A 19,410-nucleotide genomic window follows, 5' to 3' on the forward strand; every position below is an offset into this window, starting at 1 on the left:
CAGAGATATCAAACATCATGTTAGTGAAATTATTAACCAAAGTTTTTGGCAGCCGTAACGATCGTACCCTGCGCCGCATGCGCAAAGTGGTTGAGCAGATCAACCGCATGGAACCGGACATGGAAAAACTGTCCGATGACGAGCTGAAAGCGAAAACTAACGAGTTCCGCGCACGCCTGGAAAAAGGCGAGTCGCTGGAAAGCCTGATCCCGGAAGCCTTCGCCGTGGTGCGCGAGGCGAGCAAGCGCGTGTTCGGCATGCGTCACTTCGACGTGCAGCTGCTGGGCGGCATGGTGCTGAACGACCGCTGCATCGCCGAGATGCGTACCGGTGAAGGTAAAACCCTGACCGCGACGCTGCCGGCCTACCTGAACGCCCTGAGCGGCCGCGGCGTGCACGTCGTGACCGTCAACGACTATCTGGCGCAGCGCGACGCCGAAAACAACCGTCCGCTGTTCGAGTTCCTCGGCCTGAGCATCGGCATCAACCTGCCGGGCATGCCGGCGCCGGCCAAGCGTGAAGCTTACGCTGCCGACATCACCTACGGCACCAACAACGAATACGGCTTCGACTACCTGCGCGACAACATGGCGTTCAGCCCGGAAGAACGCGTGCAGCGCAAACTGCACTATGCGCTGGTGGATGAGGTGGACTCCATCCTGATCGATGAAGCGCGTACGCCGCTGATCATCTCCGGCCCGGCTGAAGACAGCTCCGAGATGTACATCAAGGTCAACAAGCTGATCCCTAAACTGATCCGCCAGGAAAAAGAAGACTCCGACACCTTCAAGGGTGAAGGGCACTTCTCGGTGGATGAGAAGGCGCGCCAGGTGCACCTGACCGAACGCGGCCTGATCCTGATCGAAGAGATGCTGGTAGAGGCTGGCATCATGGATGAAGGCGAATCGCTGTACTCGCCGACCAATATCATGCTGATGCACCACGTTACCGCCGCGCTGCGCGCCCACGTGCTGTTCACCCGCGACGTTGACTACATCGTGAAAGACGGCGAAGTGATCATCGTCGATGAGCACACCGGCCGTACCATGCAGGGCCGCCGTTGGTCCGATGGCCTGCACCAGGCGGTGGAAGCCAAAGAAGGCGTGGAGATCCAGAACGAGAACCAGACGCTGGCTTCGATCACCTTCCAGAACTACTTCCGTCTGTACGAGAAGCTGGCCGGGATGACCGGTACCGCCGATACCGAAGCCTTCGAATTCAGCTCGATCTACAAGCTGGACACCATCGTGGTGCCAACCAACCGTCCGATGATCCGTAAGGACATGCCGGATCTGGTGTACATGACCGAGAAAGAGAAGATCGGCGCCATCATCGAGGACATCCGCGAGCGTACAGCCAAAGGCCAACCGGTGCTGGTGGGTACCATCTCAATCGAGAAATCCGAAGTGGTGTCCCGTGAGCTGACCAAAGCGGGCATCGACCACAAGGTGCTGAACGCCAAATTCCACGCCATGGAAGCGGACATCGTCGCCCAGGCCGGCCAGAGCGGTGCGGTAACCATCGCCACCAACATGGCGGGCCGTGGTACCGATATCGTGCTGGGCGGCAGCTGGCAGGCCGAAGTAGCGCTGCTGGAAGCGCCGACCGAAGAGCAGATCGAAGCCATCAAAGCCGCCTGGAAAGAGCGCCACGACGCGGTGCTGGCGGCGGGCGGCCTGCATATCATCGGCACCGAGCGCCATGAATCGCGCCGTATCGATAACCAGCTGCGCGGCCGTTCCGGTCGTCAGGGCGACGCCGGTTCATCCCGCTTCTACCTGTCGATGGAAGATGCCCTGATGCGTATCTTCGCCTCGGATCGCGTGTCCGGCATGATGCGTAAACTGGGCATGAAAGAAGGCGAAGCGATTGAGCACCCGTGGGTGACCAAGGCGATCGCCAATGCCCAGCGTAAGGTAGAGAGCCGCAACTTCGACATCCGTAAGCAGCTGCTGGAGTACGATGACGTCGCCAACGATCAGCGCCGCGCCATCTACAGCCAACGCAACGAATTGCTGGACGTGTCCGACGTGAGCGAAACCATCGCCAGCATCCGCGAGGACGTGTTCAAGAGCACCATCGACAACTACATCACGCCGCAGTCGCTGGAAGAAGAGTGGGACATTCAGGGGCTGGAAGAGCGCCTGAAGAACGACTTCGATCTGGAGATGCCGATCGCCCAGTGGCTGGACAAAGAGCCGGAGCTGCACGAAGAGACGCTGCGCGAACGCATTCTGGAGAACGCCAAAGAGCAGTATCAGCGTAAGGAAGAAGTGGTCGGCAGCGAGATGATGCGCAACTTCGAGAAGGGCGTGATGCTGCAGACGCTGGATTCCCTGTGGAAAGAGCATCTGGCGGCGATGGACTACCTGCGCCAGGGTATCCACCTGCGCGGTTACGCGCAGAAGGATCCGAAGCAGGAGTACAAGCGCGAATCCTTCAACATGTTCGCCACCATGCTGGAATCGCTGAAATATGAAGTGATCAGCGTGCTGAGCAAGGTACAGGTGCGGATGCCGGAAGAGGTGGAAGCGCTGGAACAGCAGCGCCGTGAAGAGGCCGAGCGTCTGGCGCAGCAGCAACAGCTGAGCCACCACGACGAGAACGCGCTGGTGACTGAAGATCCGAACGCGCCGGCGACCGCCGAGCGTAAAGTGGGGCGCAACGATCCTTGCCCATGCGGTTCCGGCAAGAAATACAAGCAGTGCCACGGCCGCCTGCAGTAATGCCGGCCGCGGTTAACCGATAACACCCAGGGGTTCAGCTTGCTGAGCCCCTGTTTTTTGGCACCCATCAGGAGGGTGAGATGAAACATCTGAATATCGCCGTGGGCATTATCCGCAATGCTCAACAGGAGATCTTTATTACCCGCCGCGCCGCTGACGCGCACATGGCCGGATTCTGGGAGTTTCCCGGCGGTAAGATCGAACAGGGTGAAACGCCGGAACAGGCGTTGAGCCGCGAGCTGCGGGAAGAGACCGGTATCGAAGCCGAACGCGCCGAACTGCTGGAGGTGGTGGAGCACCGCTTCAGCGATCGCATCGTGACGCTGAATTTTTATCTGGTAGAAGCCTGGGCGGGTGAGCCGTTCGGCCGTGAGGGGCAACCGATGCGCTGGGTAAAACAGGCGGACCTGCGTGAAGACGAGTTCCCGGAAGCCAACGTCGGCATTATTCAGCTGCTGGTGGCACAGGCGAACGCCGCGCAATAACCAGTTTGGCCTGGCGTCCGCCAGGCCAACAGCGGGCGATCAGCGATCGTCCATTTCGCTCCAGTCTTCGCTTTCCGACAGATCGCTGTTGCTCGGAATGCGCTTCTCTTCATCGGCCCACTCGCCGAGATCGATCAGCTGGCAACGTTTGCTGCAAAACGGCCGGAATGGGCTGACTTCACCCCAAACCACGCCGGTGCCACAGGTTGGGCATTTTACTACGGTCGTCATAACGGTTCCTTATGCCTTCTGACAGTGCTGAGAAGGCTTTCTTGCATAAGTTCAACAACAGGCCAGTTCGAACGTCAGGCGTTCAGGCACCGCGCCATGTTCGCTGTCCAGCGGCAGGAAACGAATGGCATAACGCGTCTTATGGCCGGAAATCTGCGGATAAAGCTGCGGCGCCAGATGGAGGCGCAGGCGCAGCAGATCCGCCCCTTCGGCGTTGTCCTGGAAAAAACCGTTCAGGCTGATTTGATTGCGGAACGGCCCGGATTGGCGGATCAGATCCAACACCATGATCAGCGCCTGGTTCAGCGGTTCCAGCGACTGCAGCCAGGCGGCGACGTCGGTATCGCGATCCTGCTGCGGCGCGTGCATCCACATGTGCAGGGTCGGCAGATCGAAGCTGCAGCAACCGCCAGGAATGTTCAGCCGCTGACGCACCAGGCCGATCAGCCGATCTTCGCGCAGCGCCTGGCCGAGGCGCGGCGCCGCCATCAGCGCCGATGAGCGCGACTTCAGCTGGCCGCGCAGCTGGTCGATCAGCGCCATATCCACGCCCGGCACATCGGCCCAGGCCAACAGTTTCTGCTGCTGGCGCTCCAGCTCTTTGAGCAGTTCGGTGCGCACTTCGCCGCGCTCCAGCACGTCCAGCAAGTCGGAGACGGTGCGAAAGAAGGTGAGGGCGATGGCGGTTTCACTCAGGGCGCGTTGGCCGTGCAGCTGTTGCAGCAGGAATTCGATGCGCAGCCAGGTGCGCATCTTCTCGTTCAGCGGGTGTTCAAAGAGAACGGTTGGGGAAACATCACTCATGCAGTTTAATCCTGTTGGGGCGCTGTTGCCGCCAGTTCAAGGTAGCGACGATGCAGAGCGGCGACCTGTGGCTCTATCCCCTGAGCGGCGCCGCTGTTGTCAATAATGTCATCCGCCACGGCGAGGCGCTGCTGGCGCGTGGCCTGGGCGGCGAGAATGCTCTGCGCTTGCTCACGGCTTACGCCGTCGCGCGCGATGGTGCGAGCCAGCTGGGTTTCGGCGTCGACGTCGATCACCAGCACCCGATCGGCGCGATCCTGCAGGCGGTTTTCCACCAGCAGCGGCACCACCCACAGCGCGTACGGGCTGGTGGCCTGCGCCAGTTGGCGATGGGTTTCACGGTGTATCAGCGGGTGCAGCAGCTGGTTCAGCCAGGTTTTGTCATCGGGATGGCTGAAGATGCGCTGACGCAGCGCAGCGCGGTTCAACGCACCGTCCGGCAGTAACATTTCATTACCAAATCGTTCGGCGATCGCGGCCAAGGCAGGGGTGCCCGGCTCGACGACCTGACGGGCGATCACGTCAGCATCGACAAGGGTTGCGCCGTGGCGCGCAAAGGCGTTCGCGACGGTCGTCTTGCCGCTGCCTATGCCCCCGGTCAACGCAACAATGTAGGCCATGGTGTTAGGTGCATCCGATGTTCATAAAAAAATAATAGTCGAATCATAAAGCGATCGCGCAGAAGTGCAAGTCGGCAGGCGGCGCTTGCGCATCGGCACCGATTGGGTGGCGAGAAAAAACGCAGCGGCACGGCAAAAATGAGCGGGCAATCACACTGCGATTATGCAGGTAAATTTGTCGGATTGTAGCGTAAATAAAGGCGAATTCGCAGTCTTGTTCGGCGATTATTAGCGCGTATTATAACGTCACTGGAACTGGCATTAATCTCGCCGCCGTCTTTTTGCGCCACTGGAAAGCCGTCGGGTAGAGGTTCGAATATCCTCCTTGCGATCCGTCGCCATTAACCAGGAAATCATAAGTCATGCGTATTGAAGAAGATTTGAAGTTGGGCTTTAAAGACGTGTTGATCCGCCCTAAGCGTTCCACGCTGAAAAGCCGCTCTGAGGTTGAACTGGAACGTCAGTTTACCTTCAAGCATTCAGGTTGCAGCTGGTCCGGCGTGCCGATTATCGCCGCCAACATGGACACGGTGGGCACCTTCCGCATGGCCGAGGCCCTGGCTTCTTTCGACGTTCTCACTGCCGTACACAAACATTACAGCGTCGAGCAATGGGCTGACTTCGTGCAGCGCATGCCGGAATCGGTGCTGCGCCATGTGATGGTCTCCACCGGCACCTCCGAAGCCGACTTCGCCAAAATGCAGCAGATCCTGGCCCTGTCTCCGGCGCTGAAATTCATCTGTATCGACGTGGCCAACGGCTACTCCGAACACTTCGTCGCCTTCCTGCAGAAAGCGCGCGAAGCCTGCCCGAATCACGTCATCTGCGCAGGTAACGTGGTAACCGGCGAAATGGTGGAAGAGTTGATCCTCTCCGGCGCCGACATCGTTAAAGTCGGCATCGGCCCGGGGTCGGTATGCACCACCCGCGTGAAGACCGGTGTGGGCTACCCGCAGCTGTCGGCGGTGATCGAATGCGCCGATGCGGCCCACGGGCTGGGCGGCCAAATCGTCAGCGACGGCGGCTGCTCGGTGCCGGGCGATGTCGCCAAAGCCTTCGGCGGCGGCGCGGACTTCGTGATGCTGGGCGGCATGCTGGCCGGCCACGACGAGTGCGAAGGCACCGTGGTGGAAGAGAACGGCGAGAAATTTATGCTGTTCTACGGCATGAGCTCCGAGTCAGCGATGAAGCGCCACGTCGGCGGCGTAGCAGAGTATCGCGCGGCCGAAGGCAAAACCGTCAAGCTGCCGCTGCGCGGCGAGGTAGAGTTTACCGTGCGCGATATCCTCGGCGGCCTGCGTTCCGCCTGCACCTACGTCGGCGCCGAGCGTCTGAAAGAGCTGACCAAGCGCACCACCTTTATCCGCGTGGCGGAGCAGGAAAACCGCGTCTTCGGCAGCAAATAAGCCGCAGCTTGCATTCGGGCGCCGCGCACCACGGCGCCCGCTATCCTCTTCTTTATCCCAGCACGCTGCCCAGTTGAAAGATAGGCAGATACATGGCGATAACCAAAGCGCCGACAATCCCGCCCACCACCAGCATCAACAGCGGCTCCAGCGTTTGCGCCAGCGTATCGGCCAGCTCGTGCGTCTGCCGTTCATACCACTGCGCCAACTTATCCAGCAAGGCGTCCAGCGAGCCGGACTCCTCGCCCACCCGCACCAGCTGCCGGCACAGTGGCGGAAACAGCGGTTGCAAACCCAGGGCCTGATGAAACGCTTCGCCTTCGGCGATCTGCCGTTGCACCTGCTCCAGCGCCTGCCGGTACAGCGGATGATCCGCCGCCAGCGCCGCCGCGTTCAAACCTTCCACCAGCGTCAGCCCCGCGCGTTGGGTCATGGTCAGGATACGAAATGTTTGGCTCAGCGCGCCGCCGCTCACCAGCCGGGCAATTAGCGGCAGGCGCAGCAAGGCGGCCTGTTCGCGTTGGCGCCACGGAGGGCGCGGATGCAGCCAGCGGCAGTAGCCGAACAGCAACGCGCCGAGCAGCAGCGCCAAATAGGGGCCAACGGCGATCAGCAGCGCGGACAACCCCAATAATCCTTGGGTAAACCAGGGCAGCTGCGCATCGAACGACTGATAAACCTTGGCAAATTCCGGCAGCACCATCACCAGCATCAGCACGCTGACCAGCAGCGCCACCGCGCAGATGAAGAGGGGATACCGCAGCGCTTTGGTCACCTTGCGGCGCAGCAGAAGCTGGGCCTCCTGTTGTTGCGCCAGCTGCAGGCAGCAGCGATCGAGGTTGCCGGTCAGTTCGCCGATGGCGATCAGTTGGCGATAGATCAGTGGAAAAACGCTTGGTTGTGCGGCAAGGCTTTCGGAGAGCGGCGGCCCTTCGCGCACCTGGTCGGCCAGCTGGCGCAGCAGGCAGCGCCAGGCTGCCGAAGGGTGCTCTGCCGCCAGAAGCTGCAGCGTATTGACCAGCGGCAGCCCGGCCTGCAACAGGGTAGCGAGCTGGCGGGTGAAGTGGATTAACGGTTCTCCGCGCCATTGGCCGGGCGTGACGCGTTTGCCGTGCCCGATCCGCCAAGGTTGCAGGCCTTGTTCGATCAGCAGCCGGCTCACCTGCCGTTTTTCATCGCTCATCAGTTCGCCGCGGCGTAAGGTGCCCTGAGCGTCGAAAGCCTGCCACAGAAACAACCGGCGCGCTTTCATGGCGTGGTTACGCCGGGTTGGACGACGTCGATCACGCGGTACAGTTCTTCCAGCGAGGTCGTGCCTTCGGCGGCCAGCGCCAGACCCGCCTGCAGCAGCGAAAGCTGCCCCTGCTCGCGGGCGATATCCGCCAGCAGACTGGGAGCGGATATCGCCAGCAATGCCGCCTGAATTTCCGGCGTAATGGCCAACAGTTCATACACGCCGATGCGCCCATAATAGCCGCCGAAGCAGTGCTCGCAGCCGTCGGCGCGCCAGGCGGTCAGCGGTTCCGGCCAGAGCGCGGTGGGAAAATGCGCCGGCTGGCTTTGCGGGTAGCGGCAGTGGCGACACAGCCTGCGCACCAGCCGCTGGGCGACGACCAGCTTCAGGCAGCCGGCGAGCAGGTAGCCGGGGATACCCATGTGCATCAGCCGCGTCAGGGTTTCAGCAGTGGAGTTGGTATGCAGCGTCGACAGCACCAGGTGGCCGGTTTGTGCGGCCTTGACCGCGATCTCGGCGGTTTCCGCATCGCGGATCTCGCCGATCATGATGACGTCCGGATCCTGGCGCAGCAGGGCACGCAGCACTCGGGTGAAGTTCAGCTCGGTTTTGGCGTTGATCTGGGTCTGATTGACGCCGAACAGCGGGATCTCGACCGGATCCTCGACGCTGCACAGGTTGCTTTGCGCATCATTCAACTGGCGCAGCCCGCTGTACAGCGTTACCGTCTTGCCGCTGCCGGTCGGGCCGGTCACCAGGATCAAACCTTGCGGGCAGGCCAACGCTGCCGCGTAGCGCGCCAGATCCGTCCGGCTCATGCCCAGTTGATCCAGCGGCAGCTCTTGCTGCTCGCCCTGCTGAACGCGCAGCACCACCTTTTCGCCGTGCAACGTCGGCAGGGTGGCGATGCGCATGGCATAGCGCGCGCTGTCCAGCGTCAGGCTGAGCTGCCCGTCCTGAGGTTGACGGCGCTCGGCGATATCCAGTTGGCCGAGGATCTTCAGCCGGGCGATGAGGCGCGCAGCCAGCTGCGGCGGCGGTGAGGCAAGGGTTTGCAGCACGCCGTCGATGCGCAGGCGAATGCGAAAATGCTGCCGAAAGGGCTCAAAGTGAATGTCCGAGGCGCGGCGCTGAATGGCCAGGCGCAGCGTCTGGTTGATGAACTGTACCACCGGCGCATCGCCGTCGTCGGGGTAGGCGATGTCGGTCGTGTCCTCTTCGGCCGTCAACGGCGCCGGGAGCGGCTCGTGGTGCTGGTTCAGCGCCATCTCCAGCCTGGCCGCCGGCCATTGTTCCAAATGGATGCGCTTGCCGGTGGCGAAACGCAGCGCCGCCAGCAGCCCCTGCGGCGCTTCTTCGCTGAGCGCGACCGTCAGGGTGGTCGGGTCTTCGCTCAGCGCCAGCGCCTGATAGCGCCGGCACAGGGCGTGAACCTCTTCGCTGATTTGCGCGTTCATCGCCATTACTCCGCCGCGTTGTCGAAGCGGAAGACTTCCTGGCACACCTCAACCAGCGTCGCGTTTTCGCTGCTGCACAGCCGGCTCCAGCGGGTCAGCCCATCGGCGTTCGACTTGGGGGTTAATGCCACCGCCAGGCCCTGCAGCGTTTGGCTGCCGGTCAGCGTGATCACGCCTTTGACGACTTTCACCCCGCTGACATAGCGCGACGTGCCGCCGGTGGGAATGCCTTTGCTGCCGGCCTCGCAGCCGGCGGGCGCGCCTTCGTCCAGCACGCACAGCTCGACCGCCATTTTATACGGCGCCATGGTTTGCAGCATGTCGGTCATCGCTGCTTTCTGGATGTAGCGCTGGTAGGCGGGAATGCCGATGGCGCTGAGGATGGCGATGATGGCGATCACCACCATCAGTTCTATCAGGGTAAAGCCGCGTTGTGTTTCCATGCGTTGTTTCCTCCATTGGGGTGTGGAAGACAACGGTAGCGGCTTGCTCGGGGCACGGCGAGGGGCAGTTACGCGTTTCTCGGCGCGCTTCCATCAGTAATGATGTGGTTTGCAGCGGTGAAAAAAACGGTGAGAGGGGGTTCGCAATTTTACGGTGACGCCCCCGGCAGCGGCCGGGGGCGAGGGGATCATTTGAAGCGCATCGACAGATCGAGCGCGGTCACATGCTTGGTCAGCGCGCCGACCGAAATGTAATCCACGCCGGTCTCGGCGAAGGTGCGCAGCGTCTCGCGGGTGACGTTGCCGGACACTTCCAACTGGGCGCGGCCCTGGGTTTGGGCGACCGCCTGACGCATCATCTCTACGCTGAAGTTGTCCAGCATGATGATGTCGGCGCCGGCATCCAGCGCCTGCTGCAGTTCATCGAGCGACTCGACTTCCACTTCCACCGGCACGTCGGCGTGCAGCCAGAAGGCTTTTTCCACCGCGTTCTTGATAGAACCGGAGGCGATGATGTGGTTTTCCTTGATCAGGAAGGCATCGGACAGCCCCAGCCGGTGGTTGCTGCCGCCCCCGCACAGCACGGCGTATTTCAGCGCGGTGCGCAGGCCGGGTAAGGTCTTGCGGGTATCGAGCAGGCGAGTCCGGGTGCCTTCCAGCAGGGCCACGTAGCGGCTGACCTCGGTCGCCACGCCGGAGAGCGTCTGCACGAAGTTCAGCGCGGTGCGCTCGCCGGTCAGCATCACCCGCGCCGGGCCGCGCAGCCGGCAGAGCGGTTGGTTCGGCGTCAGACGGTCGCCGTCCGCCACCAGCCACTCCACCTGCACCTGATTGCCCAGTTGAATAAAGACCTCATTCAGCCAGCGGCGGCCACAGAACACGCCGGCTTCACGGGTGATGACGGTGGCTTCGGCCTGCTTGTCAGCCGGTAACAATTGCGCGGTAATATCACGCCCGGCGTCGACTTCACCCCCCAGGTCTTCGCGCAGCGCCTGGGCGACGGCATAGGGAATATCACTTTCAATTCGTTCAAGAAGCTCGGTGCGGCGACTGTCGGCACTGTAGCGGCGTGTCGGCATGGAAAACTCCGAAATGGACGGTTAGATCGTAGGGGAACATGCTACTCTGTTGCAGGAATAAGTACCACCGCAGAGAGGTGTCTGATGCAGTTGGAAAATGGCTGGATTGTCGGGGCGACGCGAGTGCTCTCGCCGCACTGCGATCGGCGCCCGGATGACGAGCACCCCTCGCTGCTGGTCATCCACAACATCAGCTTGCCGCCCGGCGAGTTCGGCGGCCCCTATATCGACCAGCTGTTCACCGGCACGCTCGACCCTGCGCAGCACCCTTATTTCGCCGATATCCATCAGCTGCGAGTGTCGGCGCATTGCCTGATTCGCCGCGGCGGAGAGATCGTGCAGTATGTGCCCTTCGACCAGCGCGCCTGGCACGCGGGCGTTTCCCTGTATCAGGGGCGCGATCGGTGCAACGATTTCTCCATCGGCATCGAGCTGGAAGGGACTGACCAGTTACCCTACACCGAAGCGCAATATCGCACGCTGCAGGCGGTCACCGTGCTGCTGGCCGAACATTATCCACCGCTGGCGGCCAATATCGCCGGGCATTGCGATATCGCCCCCGGCCGCAAGACCGATCCCGGGCCGGCGTTCGATTGGGATCGCTATCTGGCATCTCTGGAACAACGAGGCGCGCCCGCCGACGCTATGCTTGAGACAAGAAAAAGGGAGAGGAATCGCTAATGACGCTGTTTACGCTGTTGCTGGTTTTGGCCTGGGAGCGCCTGTTCAAGCTGGGAGAACACTGGCAGCTGGATCATCGCCTCGAAGTGGTATTTCAGCGGCTGCATCGGGTTTCGCTGGCGCAGACGCTGGCGATGACCGCCGCCTGGATGGTGATCGTCTGGGGCGTTCTGTGGTTGTCGCACGGGCTGTTCTTCGGCGTGGTGACGCTGCTGCTGTGGATCGTCATCGATCTGCTGTGCGTCGGCGCCGGCATCAAGCGCAAACACTATCGCGCCTACCTGAAAGCGGCGCGGCAGGGGGATACCCATGCCAGCGATCAGATGGCGGAAGAGCTGGCGTTGATCCACGGCTTGCCGGTGGACTGCAGTGAAGAGCTGCGTCTGCGCGAGCTGCAAAACGCGCTGCTGTGGATCAACTTCCGTTATTACCTGGCGCCGCTGTTCTGGTTCGTGGTCTTTGGGCCGTACGGGCCGATCGCGCTGGCGGGGTATGCCTTCCTGCGCGCCTATCAAACCTGGCTGGCGCGCCACAATACGCCGCTGGAGCGTTCGCAGTCGGGCATCGATCATCTGCTGAACTGGCTGGACTGGATCCCGGTGCGTTTGGCCGGGGTGGCCTATGCGTTGTTCGGCCACGGCGAGCGCGCGTTGCCGGCCTGGTTCGCCTCACTCGGCGATCGGCATTCGTCGTCGTATCAGGTGTTGACGCGGCTGGCGCAGTTCTCGCTGGCGCGCGATCCGCATATGGATCCGGTGCAAACGCCGCGGGCGGCGGTGACGTTGGCGCGCAAGGTGACGATGATCATCGTGGTGGTGGTGGCGCTGTTGACCATTTACGGCACGCTGCTTTAAGCCGCAGAGAAAAAAAACGGGCGCCGAGGCGCCCGTTTTTTTTTGGCCATTCGGCCAGGATTACAGCTTGGCGAAGCAGCGACGCGCGGCGTCGATGGTGCGCTGAATGTCTTCCTTGCTGTGCGCCACGGACATGAAGCCCGCTTCGAAGGCGGACGGCGCCAGATACACCCCTTCTTCCAGCATCAGGTGGAAGAAGCGCTTGAAGCGTTCCACGTCGCACTGCATCACGTCCTGGTAGCAGGTGACCGCCGGCGCGTCGGTGAAGAACAGGCCGAACATGCCGCCGACGTTGTTGACCACCAGCGGAATATTCTCCTCCTGCGCCGCGTGCAGCAGGCCAGCGGCCAGCATCTCGGTCAGTTCGGTCAGCGTCTGGTGCACGCCGACCTGTGAGACTTCGGTCAAACAAGCGTAGCCCGCCGCCATGGCGATCGGGTTGCCGGACAGGGTGCCGGCCTGGTAGACCGGGCCGGTCGGCGCCAGCGCCTCCATCACCTCGCGACGGCCGCCGAAGGCGCCCACCGGCATGCCGCCGCCGATGATTTTGCCGAGGCAGGTCAGATCAGGCTCGACGCCGTAATAGGATTGCGCGCCGGCCAGCGCGACGCGGAAGCCGGTCATCACTTCGTCGATGATCAAGAGCGCGCCGTACTTGTCGCACAGGGCGCGCAGGCCCGGCAGGAATTCCGACAGCGGCGGCACGCAGTTCATGTTGCCGGCGACCGGCTCGACGATGATACAGGCGATTTCGGACGGGTACTGTTCGAAGGCGGCGCGCACCGAATCCAGATCGTTATAGGTGCAGGTCAGAGTGTGCTTGGCGAAGTCGGCCGGCACGCCCGGTGAGTTCGGCTGGCCGAGGGTCAGCGCGCCGGAGCCGGCTTTCACCAGCAGGCAGTCGGCGTGGCCGTGATAGCAGCCTTCGAACTTGATGATTTTATCGCGGTTGGTGTAGCCGCGCGCCAGGCGGATGGCGCTCATGGTGGCTTCGGTGCCTGAGTTCACCATGCGCACCATATCCATCGTCGGCACCAGCTCGGTGACCAGCTGCGCCATTTTGACTTCCATCTCGGTCGGCGCGCCGAAGCTCAGGCCGCGCTGCGCCGCTTCGATCACCGCGTCGCGGATCGCCGGGTGGTTATGCCCCAGCACCATCGGCCCCCAGGAACCGACATAGTCGATATAGGCCTTGCCGTCGGCATCGAACAGGTAAGCCCCGTCTGCCCGCTCGATAAACAGCGGCACACCGCCCACGCCGGTGAATGCACGCACCGGAGAGTTTACCCCGCCGGGGATCAACTGTTGCGCCTGGGCGTACAGACTTTCGGACTTGCTGTGTAGGCTCATAAATCGGCTCCTGGATTCTCTTTTGAATGATTTGACCGCGCTATTCTAGAGGAGAGCGCCGCGTTATGAAACGATCACAGTCAGATACCATTAACGGCAGCGCCCGCCGCCAGGTTGGGGTAGAATTATCGCCCTGCCTATTTGTATTACAAATTACCTGACGAATCACTCGCGATGACAGAATCACAATCACAGCCCGTCGGGACGTTGAGCCCGCGTCTTAGCCGCAGCGATGCGGTGCGTCAGTTTATTCGCCGCGATAAAACCCCGGTGGCGATCCTGGTGATGGCCGCGCTGGTGGGGGCGCTGGCCGGTTTGCTCGGCGTGGCCTTCGATAAAGCGGTGGAGTGGGTGCAGCAGCAGCGGCTGGCTTCGCTGGCGCAGGTCGCCGACTCCTGGCTCCTGGTGTGGCCCCTGGCGTTTATCCTGTCCGCCGCGCTGGCGGCGCTGGGCTATTACCTGGTGCGGCGCTTTGCGCCTGAGGCGGGCGGCTCGGGCATTCCGGAAATCGAAGGCGCGCTGGAAGAGCTGCGGCCGGTACGCTGGTGGCGCGTGATCCCGGTGAAATTCATCGGTGGCATGGGCACGCTGGGGGCGGGCATGGTGCTGGGGCGCGAAGGGCCCACGGTGCAGATGGGCGGCAACGTCGGGCGCATGGTATTGGACGTGCTGCGCATTCGCGGCGCTGAGGCGCGTCATACGTTGCTGGCGACCGGGGCCGCCGCCGGCTTGTCCGCCGCGTTCAACGCGCCGCTGGCCGGCATCCTGTTCATCATCGAAGAGATGCGGCCGCAGTTCCGCTACAACCTGATCTCGATTAAAGCGGTGTTTATCGGCGTTATCATGTCGAGCGTGGTGTTCCAGCTGTTTAACGGCCAGGGGGCGGTGATCGCGGTCGACAAACTTTCTTCGGCGCCCATCAATACCCTGTGGCTCTATCTGGTGTTGGGGGCAATCTTCGGCGCGGTGGGCGTGGGGTTCAACGCGCTGATTTTCCGCACCCAGGACATGTTCGCGCGCCTGCACGGCGGCAGAATGCGCAATGTCTTGCTGATGGGCGGGCTGCTCGGCGGCGTGTGCGGCATTCTGGGGCTGATCCAGCCGGAGGCAGCGGGCGGCGGCTTTGGGCTGATCCCGATCGCCGCGGCGGGCAACTACAGCGTCGGCATGTTGATGTTTATCTTTATCACCCGCATCTTCACCACGCTGCTGTGCTTCGGTTCCGGCGCGCCGGGCGGCATCTTCGCGCCGATGCTGGCGTTGGGCACGCTGTTCGGCACCGCCTTCGGGCTGGCGGGGGCGCATCTGTTCCCGCAGTACGGCATCGAGGCGGGCACCTTCGCCATCGCCGGCATGGGGGCGCTGTTCGCCGCCACGGTGCGCGCCCCGCTGACCGGCATCGTGCTGGTGCTGGAAATGACCGACAACTACCAGCTGATTTTACCGATGATCATCACCTGCCTCGGCGCCACGGTGGTGGCGCAGCTGCTCGGCGGCAAGCCGCTGTATTCGTCGATCCTGGCCCGCACGCTGCAAAAGCAGGAGGCGCAGCTGGCGCGGGAGGCGGCGCAGAAAACAAGTAAGGAAAATACAACAAATGCGGTGAATACTTGAACGCAACACTCAGGTATCGGATAATCGTTAATATTAATCAGGCAGCCATAGTCGCGATCTGATGCTGAACAATGTTGGGAGTAAAGAGTATGAGTGATCAAACGGCACTGCCCCTGCAATTTACCGAGGCAGCAGCAAACAAGGTGAAGTTCCTGATTGCTGACGAAGAAAACCCGAACCTGAAGTTGCGGGTTTATATTACCGGCGGCGGCTGCAGCGGATTCCAGTACGGCTTCACTTTTGACGACAAGGTCAACGATGGCGACATGACCATCGAGAAGCAGGGCGTGGCGCTGGTGGTCGATCCGATGAGCCTGCAGTACCTGGTCGGCGGTTCGGTGGACTACACCGAAGGGCTGGAAGGGTCGCGCTTTGTGGTGACCAACCCGAATGCCAAAACCACCTGCGGTTGCGGTTCGTCGTTCAGCATCTGAGTTTGCCTGTCAGAACATAACCCGCTCGCCTTACGGCCGGCGGGTTTTTTTATGCCTACCCTTCCACCAGGATCACTGCCGTGCCGTTCTCCTGCACCGGACGGCCTCGAGTGATGCGCGGCGGCTCAGCGTTCGAGAATAAAGGCGGGCAGCTTGAGATGCCAACGAATGGCCGCCAGCCGAATGGCCAGGGTGATGAGCATGCCCAGCATCATGGCCTGCTGCAGCGGCATGCCGAAGGTGTAAAACGCCGTGGCGTGCACGATGCCGCCGATGATGCAGGCGGTGGCGTAAATTTCGGTGCGCAGGATCATCGGGATCTCGCGCGCCAGCACGTCGCGGATAATGCCGCCGCCGACGCCGGTGATCACCCCCATGCAGATCGCCACCAGCGGGCCGGTGCCGGCCGCGAAGGCCTTGTTGACGCCGATGCCGACGAACACCGCCAGCCCGACGGCGTCCAGCACCGGCAGCACCCACTTCGGCAGGCGGCGCGGCTGGCGCACCAGCAGCAGCGTCAAGACGCAGGTGATCATCGCCACCACCAGATCAGTGGGATCCTTGACCCAGAATACCGGGCCGTTGGCCAGCGCCATGTCGCGGATGGTGCCGCCGCCGACCGCGGTGACCACGCCCAATACCAGCACGCCGAACGGATCCATGCGCAGCTTGCCGGCCAGCAATACGCCGGAGACGGCGAACACCGCCGTGCCGAGAATATCCAGCCAGAACACCAGCATCAGCGGATCTCCGCCAGCTGGCGGCACAGCTGCTGCGCCGCCAACAGGATGCGCGGCCCGCCGCGATTGAACCAGTCTTCGTTCAGCGCGATCACCGGCACCTGCAGCTGCGGCGCCCAGAAGGCTTTCACATTGGCGGCCTCTTTCGCGCCGCCGGTGATGACGATGGCCTGCGGCTGACGCGCCAGCACCTGCTCGCGGCTGATCTGCGGCCAAGGGGTGCGGCTGTCGGCGAAGACGTTCTGCCCGCCGCACAGCGCCAGCACCTGGCTTTGCAGCGTGGCGCCGGAGCTGGTGAACAGCGGCTGGGTGCCGAACTGCAGCAACACGCGGCGTGGCACGTTAGTGGCGTACTGTTGCTTGAGAGCGGTGAACTGGCGACGAAGGCCTTCTGCGGCCTGATGCGCCTGGTCCGGGTGCGGGCTGTAGCGCGCCAGCTTGTCCAGCAAGCCGGCGATCCCTTCGAGATTGTCGGCGTCCGCATAGAAGATCGGGATGCCGAACGCGGCGAGCTGATCCAAGGCGCGTTGCGGATTGCCGCCGCGCCAGGCGAGGATCAGATCCGGCTTGAGCGCCAGCACCCGCTCCAGATTGATGCCCTGCCAGGAGGCCACCTGCTCCAGCCTGGCGGCCTGCGGCGGGTAATCGGAATAGGCGCTCGCCGCCACCAGCACATCGCCCATGCCGGCGGCATAGGCGAGTTCGGTGGCGTTGGGCGCCAGGCTGATCACCCGCTGCGCGGCGCCGGCCGGCAGAGCCAGCCAGAGCGCCAACAGGCAGAACATCGAGGTGAAGCGCAGTCTCACATCAACCGCGCTTGGCCAGGGTTTGCAGCATGGCGTTGACCATCAGCGTGGACTGCTTGGCCGCTACCACCAGGAACTCGTCAAAGCTCATGTGCGATTCGCTGTCGGCGACGTCGGAAATGGCGCGCACCACCACGAACGGCGTGCCGAACAGATGGCAGACGTGGGCGATCGCCGCGGCTTCCATTTCCACGGCGGCGACGCTCGGGAAGGTGGCGCGGATGCGCGCCAGCGGTTCGGCGCCGTTGATGAAGGCGTCACCGCTGCAGATCAGGCCGCGCACCGCGTGCAGATCCAGCTGTTTGATGCAGCTTTCCGCCAGCGCGATCAGCGCGTCGTCGGCGACGAACGCCGCCGGGCAGCCGGCCATCTGGCCCTGCTCGTAGCCGAAGGCGGTGACGTCGGCGTCGTGGTAGCGCACTTCTTCCGACACCACGATATCGCCCACGCGCAGCGTGCTGGCCAGGCCGCCGGCGGAGCCGGTATTGATCACCACGTCCGGGCTGCAGTGCTCCAGCAGCAGGGTGGTGCCCATGGCCGCAGAGACTTTGCCGATGCCGGATTTCAGCAGGGCCACGTCAACGCCGCCGATCTGGCCGGTGTAGATTTCGCAGCCCGCGCGCTGGATGGTTTGACGGTTTTCGATTTGATCGCGCAGCAGGGTGACTTCCTGCTCCATTGCGCCGATGATGCCTACTTTCATAAATAACACTCGCTGATTGGCCGTGAGAATTGCGGCATAGTCTATCATGGCTGTGTAAGAGAGATAATGCGTTGCATCCGCCGCCGGGAATTGTTATCACGGAGGCAGGGCGCAACGGCGGAGAAACAGATGTCCGGGATCGACTTCAAGCAAAAAATCAGCTTCCAACGGCCTTTCAGCAAACCGATCGAGGCCGAGGAAGAGTACGACATCGTGCGGCAGTTCGAGAGCGATCGCGGGCGCATCGTCAACTCGGCGGCCATTCGCCGTCTGCAGCAAAAAACTCAGGTATTTCCGCTGGAGCGCAACGCGGCGGTGCGCAGCCGCCTGACGCACTCGATGGAGGTGCAGCAGGTCGGGCGCCATATCGCCAAAGAGATCCTCAACCGCTTCAAACAGGCGGGGAAGATCGACGAACTCGGCCTGACCCGGCTGCTCGATCCGTTTGAAAGCATCGTGGAAATGGCCTGCCTGATGCACGACATCGGCAATCCGCCGTTCGGTCACTTCGGCGAATCGGCGATCAATGACTGGTTTGCCCAGCGGCTCGATCCCGCCAGCTGCGGCAGCGAGCCGGGCAGCCACGATCGCTGCCAGGTGGCGACGCTGCGCCTGCATGAAGGGGAGAGCGATCTGAACCGGCTGCGCAGCCGGATCCGTCAGGATCTCAGCCACTTCGAGGGCAACGCCCAGGCGATCCGCATGGTGTACAGCCTGCTCAAGCTCAACCTGACCTACGCGCAGGTCGGCTGCATTTTGAAATACACCCGCCCGGCCTACTGGGCGAGCGACATCCCCGCCAGCCACAGTTATCTGATGAAAAAGCCCGGCTACTATCTGGCGGAAGAGGCCTTCGTCGATCGGCTGCGGCGTGAGCTGCATATGGGCGAGTTCGATCGTTTCCCGCTGACCTACATTATGGAGGCCGCCGATGATATCTCTTACTGCGTGGCCGATCTGGAAGACGCGGTGGAGAAGAGCATTTTCACCGTCGAGCAGCTGTATCAGCACCTGATTCAGGAGTGGGGCGAGGTGGCGCCGGGCGATCTGTTCGACAAGACCGTCGCCAGCGCGTTTCGCAAGATCGATCGCGGCGGCGCGCGGCGCAGCGCGGAAGATCAGTTCTTCATGTATCTGCGGGTGTTTACCGTGGCGCGGCTGGTGCCGCACGCGGCGCAGCGCTTTATCGACAATCTGGACGCGGTTTATCAGGGCAGCTTCAATCAGGCGCTGCTGGAGGATTCCAGCCCGGCCTATCGGCTGCTGAAAATATTTAAAAATGTGGCGTTCAAGCATGTGTTCAACCACCCGGAGGTCGAGCAGCTCGAGCTGCAAGGCTACCGGGTGATCAGCGGCCTGCTGGACATTTACAGCCCGCTGTTGGCGATGTCGCTGGCGGACTTCAGCCTGCTGGTGCATGAGGACAGCCACCGCGCTTACCCGATCGAAACGCGCCTGTTCCACAAGCTGTCCACCAAGCATCGGCTGGCGTATGCGGAGGCGGTAGAAGGGCTGCAGCATTTATCGCCGGAGCAGCAAGCCATTCGGGAATATTATTTCCGCGCGCGTTTATTGCAGGACTATATCAGCGGAATGACCGACCTTTATGCCTATGATGAATATCGTCGATTAATGGCGGCGGAATAATTAAGCTGAGGAATAATTTTCAGCAATTCCAACCGGTTGGCTGTCTTGATTTTTGTAAAGACGGACAATATTTGTTTACTATTGCCAATCATCTGT

General features: G+C 62.2%; 19 protein-coding genes. 8 read left to right on the plus strand and 11 right to left on the minus strand.

Annotated features, from left to right (window positions below):
- Window positions 1-17 precede the first annotated feature (17 nt).
- Window positions 18-2,726: a preprotein translocase subunit SecA gene (gene secA / locus JL05_RS04555; RefSeq protein WP_004932741.1), complete on the plus strand. Its 2,709-nt coding sequence runs from the start codon at window positions 18-20 to the stop codon at window positions 2,724-2,726.
- Window positions 2,727-2,806: 80 nt separating this feature from the next.
- Entirely contained in the window at window positions 2,807-3,211 is a 405-nt protein-coding gene (mutT, locus tag JL05_RS04560) for an 8-oxo-dGTP diphosphatase MutT (protein ID WP_033631788.1), read from the plus strand.
- A 39-nt stretch (window positions 3,212-3,250) separates the two neighbouring features.
- Here the strand turns inward: mutT and yacG are convergent, their stop codons facing one another.
- Genes yacG through coaE form a run of 3 tightly spaced genes read right to left on the minus strand, consistent with a single transcriptional unit; the run spans window position 3,251 to window position 4,866 of the window.
- Complete coding sequence (yacG, locus tag JL05_RS04565; protein ID WP_004932737.1) at window positions 3,251-3,442, minus strand: DNA gyrase inhibitor YacG; 192 nt, start codon at window positions 3,440-3,442, stop codon at window positions 3,251-3,253.
- Window positions 3,443-3,493: 51 nt separating this feature from the next.
- Window positions 3,494-4,246 (minus strand): cell division protein ZapD, encoded by a 753-nt coding sequence (gene zapD, locus JL05_RS04570; RefSeq protein ID WP_033631789.1) that lies wholly within the window; start codon window positions 4,244-4,246, stop codon window positions 3,494-3,496.
- Between the two features lie 5 nt (window positions 4,247-4,251).
- Window positions 4,252-4,866, minus strand: a complete 615-nt coding sequence (gene coaE / locus JL05_RS04575) for a dephospho-CoA kinase (protein ID WP_033631791.1) — start codon at window positions 4,864-4,866, stop codon at window positions 4,252-4,254.
- A gap of 362 nt (window positions 4,867-5,228) precedes the next feature.
- On the opposite strand from coaE, the gene JL05_RS04580 reads away from it, so the two are divergent.
- Window positions 5,229-6,272 carry a GMP reductase gene (locus tag JL05_RS04580; protein WP_015376656.1) on the plus strand — a complete coding sequence of 348 codons (1,044 nt, stop codon included), beginning with the start codon at window positions 5,229-5,231 and terminating at the stop codon, window positions 6,270-6,272.
- 52 nt (window positions 6,273-6,324) lie between these two features.
- On the opposite strand, the gene hofC is transcribed toward JL05_RS04580, so the two are convergent.
- From hofC to nadC, 4 genes are all read right to left on the minus strand, one after another.
- On the minus strand, window positions 6,325-7,524 hold the full coding sequence (gene hofC / locus JL05_RS04585; RefSeq protein WP_033631792.1) for a protein transport protein HofC: 1,200 nt from the start codon (window positions 7,522-7,524) through the stop codon (window positions 6,325-6,327).
- Entirely contained in the window at window positions 7,521-8,963 is a 1,443-nt protein-coding gene (gene gspE / locus JL05_RS04590; RefSeq protein WP_033633551.1) for a type II secretion system protein GspE, read from the minus strand. The genes hofC and gspE overlap by 4 nt, the downstream gene beginning before the upstream one ends.
- 5 nt (window positions 8,964-8,968) lie before the next feature.
- Window positions 8,969-9,406 (minus strand): prepilin peptidase-dependent pilin, encoded by a 438-nt coding sequence (ppdD, locus tag JL05_RS04595; protein WP_033631793.1) that lies wholly within the window; start codon window positions 9,404-9,406, stop codon window positions 8,969-8,971.
- Between the two features lie 188 nt (window positions 9,407-9,594).
- A complete protein-coding gene (gene nadC, locus JL05_RS04600) occupies window positions 9,595-10,485 on the minus strand; it encodes a carboxylating nicotinate-nucleotide diphosphorylase (RefSeq protein ID WP_004932717.1) in 891 nt (296 codons plus the stop codon).
- A gap of 84 nt (window positions 10,486-10,569) precedes the next feature.
- Between nadC and ampD the strand changes: the two genes are divergently transcribed.
- On the plus strand, window positions 10,570-11,166 hold the full coding sequence (ampD, locus tag JL05_RS04605) for a 1,6-anhydro-N-acetylmuramyl-L-alanine amidase AmpD (RefSeq protein WP_033631794.1): 597 nt from the start codon (window positions 10,570-10,572) through the stop codon (window positions 11,164-11,166).
- Window positions 11,166-12,020 (plus strand): beta-lactamase regulator AmpE, encoded by an 855-nt coding sequence (gene ampE / locus JL05_RS04610; RefSeq protein WP_033631795.1) that lies wholly within the window; start codon window positions 11,166-11,168, stop codon window positions 12,018-12,020. The genes ampD and ampE overlap by 1 nt, the downstream gene beginning before the upstream one ends.
- A gap of 60 nt (window positions 12,021-12,080) precedes the next feature.
- Here the strand turns inward: ampE and hemL are convergent, their stop codons facing one another.
- Window positions 12,081-13,370 (minus strand): glutamate-1-semialdehyde 2,1-aminomutase, encoded by a 1,290-nt coding sequence (hemL, locus tag JL05_RS04615; protein ID WP_033631796.1) that lies wholly within the window; start codon window positions 13,368-13,370, stop codon window positions 12,081-12,083.
- A gap of 174 nt (window positions 13,371-13,544) precedes the next feature.
- Between hemL and clcA the strand changes: the two genes are divergently transcribed.
- On the plus strand, window positions 13,545-14,984 hold the full coding sequence (gene clcA / locus JL05_RS04620; protein WP_033631797.1) for a H(+)/Cl(-) exchange transporter ClcA: 1,440 nt from the start codon (window positions 13,545-13,547) through the stop codon (window positions 14,982-14,984).
- 89 nt (window positions 14,985-15,073) lie between these two features.
- Window positions 15,074-15,418, plus strand: coding sequence for an iron-sulfur cluster insertion protein ErpA (gene erpA, locus JL05_RS04625; protein ID WP_004932708.1), 345 nt, complete (start codon window positions 15,074-15,076; stop codon window positions 15,416-15,418).
- A 125-nt stretch (window positions 15,419-15,543) separates the two neighbouring features.
- Here erpA and JL05_RS04630 read toward each other — a convergent pair whose 3' ends face one another.
- From JL05_RS04630 to mtnN, 3 genes are read right to left on the minus strand one after another with little or no spacing between them, the layout of a single operon-like run.
- The gene (locus tag JL05_RS04630) at window positions 15,544-16,158 is read right to left on the minus strand and encodes a TRIC cation channel family protein (RefSeq protein ID WP_019455092.1); all 615 of its coding nucleotides are present in this window, start codon (window positions 16,156-16,158) and stop codon (window positions 15,544-15,546) included.
- Window positions 16,158-16,943, minus strand: a complete 786-nt coding sequence (gene btuF / locus JL05_RS04635; RefSeq protein WP_033633552.1) for a vitamin B12 ABC transporter substrate-binding protein BtuF — start codon at window positions 16,941-16,943, stop codon at window positions 16,158-16,160. Before btuF ends, JL05_RS04630 begins: the two co-directional genes overlap by 1 nt.
- 22 nt (window positions 16,944-16,965) lie before the next feature.
- Window positions 16,966-17,667 carry a 5'-methylthioadenosine/S-adenosylhomocysteine nucleosidase gene (gene mtnN / locus JL05_RS04640; protein ID WP_033631798.1) on the minus strand — a complete coding sequence of 234 codons (702 nt, stop codon included), beginning with the start codon at window positions 17,665-17,667 and terminating at the stop codon, window positions 16,966-16,968.
- Between the two features lie 129 nt (window positions 17,668-17,796).
- Between mtnN and dgt the strand changes: the two genes are divergently transcribed.
- A complete protein-coding gene (gene dgt, locus JL05_RS04645; RefSeq protein WP_033631799.1) occupies window positions 17,797-19,314 on the plus strand; it encodes a dGTPase in 1,518 nt (505 codons plus the stop codon).
- The last annotated feature ends 96 nt before the right edge of the window (window positions 19,315-19,410 follow it).

The organism is Serratia nematodiphila DZ0503SBS1, assembly GCF_000738675.1.
Classification (GTDB): domain Bacteria; phylum Pseudomonadota; class Gammaproteobacteria; order Enterobacterales; family Enterobacteriaceae; genus Serratia; species Serratia nematodiphila.

Bases quoted from the DNA above. Each gene is read 5' to 3' on its own strand.
- secA (WP_004932741.1), top strand. From the start codon at position 18: ATGTTAGTGAAATTATTAACCAAAGTTTTTGGCAGCCGTAACGATCGT.
- mutT (WP_033631788.1), top strand. From the start codon at position 2,807: ATGAAACATCTGAATATCGCCGTGGGCATTATCCGCAATGCTCAACAG.
- yacG (WP_004932737.1), bottom strand. From the start codon at position 3,442: ATGACGACCGTAGTAAAATGCCCAACCTGTGGCACCGGCGTGGTTTGG.
- zapD (WP_033631789.1), bottom strand. From the start codon at position 4,246: ATGAGTGATGTTTCCCCAACCGTTCTCTTTGAACACCCGCTGAACGAG.
- coaE (WP_033631791.1), bottom strand. From the start codon at position 4,866: ATGGCCTACATTGTTGCGTTGACCGGGGGCATAGGCAGCGGCAAGACG.
- JL05_RS04580 (WP_015376656.1), top strand. From the start codon at position 5,229: ATGCGTATTGAAGAAGATTTGAAGTTGGGCTTTAAAGACGTGTTGATC.
- hofC (WP_033631792.1), bottom strand. From the start codon at position 7,524: ATGAAAGCGCGCCGGTTGTTTCTGTGGCAGGCTTTCGACGCTCAGGGC.
- gspE (WP_033633551.1), bottom strand. From the start codon at position 8,963: ATGAACGCGCAAATCAGCGAAGAGGTTCACGCCCTGTGCCGGCGCTAT.
- ppdD (WP_033631793.1), bottom strand. From the start codon at position 9,406: ATGGAAACACAACGCGGCTTTACCCTGATAGAACTGATGGTGGTGATC.
- nadC (WP_004932717.1), bottom strand. From the start codon at position 10,485: ATGCCGACACGCCGCTACAGTGCCGACAGTCGCCGCACCGAGCTTCTT.
- ampD (WP_033631794.1), top strand. From the start codon at position 10,570: ATGCAGTTGGAAAATGGCTGGATTGTCGGGGCGACGCGAGTGCTCTCG.
- ampE (WP_033631795.1), top strand. From the start codon at position 11,166: ATGACGCTGTTTACGCTGTTGCTGGTTTTGGCCTGGGAGCGCCTGTTC.
- hemL (WP_033631796.1), bottom strand. From the start codon at position 13,370: ATGAGCCTACACAGCAAGTCCGAAAGTCTGTACGCCCAGGCGCAACAG.
- clcA (WP_033631797.1), top strand. From the start codon at position 13,545: ATGACAGAATCACAATCACAGCCCGTCGGGACGTTGAGCCCGCGTCTT.
- erpA (WP_004932708.1), top strand. From the start codon at position 15,074: ATGAGTGATCAAACGGCACTGCCCCTGCAATTTACCGAGGCAGCAGCA.
- JL05_RS04630 (WP_019455092.1), bottom strand. From the start codon at position 16,158: ATGCTGGTGTTCTGGCTGGATATTCTCGGCACGGCGGTGTTCGCCGTC.
- btuF (WP_033633552.1), bottom strand. From the start codon at position 16,943: ATGTTCTGCCTGTTGGCGCTCTGGCTGGCTCTGCCGGCCGGCGCCGCG.
- mtnN (WP_033631798.1), bottom strand. From the start codon at position 17,667: ATGAAAGTAGGCATCATCGGCGCAATGGAGCAGGAAGTCACCCTGCTG.
- dgt (WP_033631799.1), top strand. From the start codon at position 17,797: ATGTCCGGGATCGACTTCAAGCAAAAAATCAGCTTCCAACGGCCTTTC.